The following is a 1,686-nucleotide window of genomic DNA, read 5'->3' as shown; positions in this document are numbered from 1 at the left end:
GGCCCCGACCACGCCGAGGTGCGCTACCAGGGCCCCGACGGGCCGCACACCCTCCGCGCCGACCTGGTGGTCGGTGCCGACGGCCTGCGCAGCCGGGTCCGCGCCCAGCTCTGGCCGCGACACCCCGGCCCGGTGTACGCGGGATCGACGGCCTGGCGAGCGGCGATCGCGTTCCCCGACCCGGTCCCGGCCGCGATCACCTGGGGACCGGGCGCCGAGTTCGGCATGGTGCCGATCGGCGACGGCCAGCTCTACTGGTACGCCGCGCTGAACGCGCCACCCGGCGGCCACGCCCCCGACGAACTGGCGGCCCTGCGGGAGCGCTTCGGCGACTGGCACGACCCCATCCCGGCGCTGATGGCGGCGACCCCACCCGGAGTCGTCCTGCGCAACGACATCCACCACCTGGCCGTGCCGCTGCCCACGTACGTGCGGGGACGGGTCGCGCTGCTCGGCGACGCCGCCCACGCGATGACACCCAACCTCGGGCAGGGCGCCGGGCAGGCCATCGAGGACGCGGTCGTGCTGGGCGCCGTCTGCGCCGCCGGTGCCGCCGCGGTGCCCGCCGCGCTTGCCGCGTACGACGAGCAGCGTCGACCACGTAGCCAGGCGGTTGCCCGGGCCTCCTTCAACGCCGGCCGTTTCGGCCAGCAACTGCGCAACCCGATCGCCGTCGCGGTACGGGACAACGCGTTGCGGCTCACCCCGGCCCGGGCCGCCCTGCGGAGCATGGCCCGCTACGCGGACTGGAGACCTCCGGTGGGCTGAGCCGGCCCCGTGCTCGACGAGGGTGGCCCAACACTCCAGGGTATTTATCGAGGCTGGGGGCGGACTCGTTCGAAGGCGACAGCGCGCCCGTACAATCGGCGACTGTCTTGTGACCGATCGCTGACTGCTGGTGTGAAAGCGATCACACACACTGAGCCCATGAACAGGAGAGTCAACCGCGGTAAGGCACTCCGCGTCGCGGTGTGTCTCATTCTTCTCGCCGCGCTCAGCGGTTGCATGCAACTCAACATGGGCCTCACCGTCAACGCTGACGACACAGTCGACGGTCAACTGCTGCTGACGGCCCAGAAGAATGTGTTGAGCGCCCGGAACAAGAACGTCCCGGCCGCCTTCGCGGAGCTGCGGCAGAACATTCCCGCGCTGCCTGCCGGCGAGGAGACCCTTTACCAGGACGACACTTTCTACGGCTCCCAGATCAGTTACCGCAAGGCGCCGCTGGCCGGTTTCGACACGGAGAGCGTGAAGCTGGTCCGGGACGGCGATCTGTACCGTTTCACACTGCCACTGGATCCGAAGAAATACGGCGGAAAGGTCGCCCAGCAGAATCCGCAGCAACAGCAGGCGTTCCTCAAGCTCATGTCGTTCGAGATCTCGGTGACATTCCCCGGTCGCGTGATCGACAGCAATGGCACTGTCAACGGCCGTTCGGTGAGCTGGAAGGTCGACCCCAACCAGGACAAGCCGGCCGAGCTGCGGGCCGTGGCCGAGGCGCCACCTCGACCGTCCGCCTCGCCGGCCGCCGCAGGCGACGACGGAGGCGGCTTTCCCTGGTTGCTGGTCGGCGGCGGCGTACTCCTTCTGCTGCTGCTCGCCGTGGTGGGCGTACTCCTGCTGCGCCGCCGTCAGCCCACCGCGCCGGCTGCGCCCGGCCCGACCCCGGCGGGCCCGCCCGCCGGC

The 1,686-nt window shown here is 70.6% G+C and carries 2 protein-coding genes; both read left to right on the top strand.

The genetic code is table 11. The annotated features are described in order from the left end of the window. A partial coding sequence (locus ACWCO3_RS34450; protein WP_450014180.1) for an FAD-dependent monooxygenase occupies window positions 1-768 on the top strand: 768 nt, incomplete at its 5' end. 159 nt (window positions 769-927) lie between these two features. Next, the coding region (locus ACWCO3_RS34445) for an LppM family (lipo)protein (protein ID WP_450014179.1) at window positions 928-1,686 on the top strand (759 nt) is incomplete at its 3' end.

Source organism: Micromonospora sp. NPDC002411 (assembly GCF_053592955.1).
The sequence above is the reverse complement of the archived record's forward strand: the minus strand, read 5'-3'. Positions and strand labels throughout refer to the sequence as shown.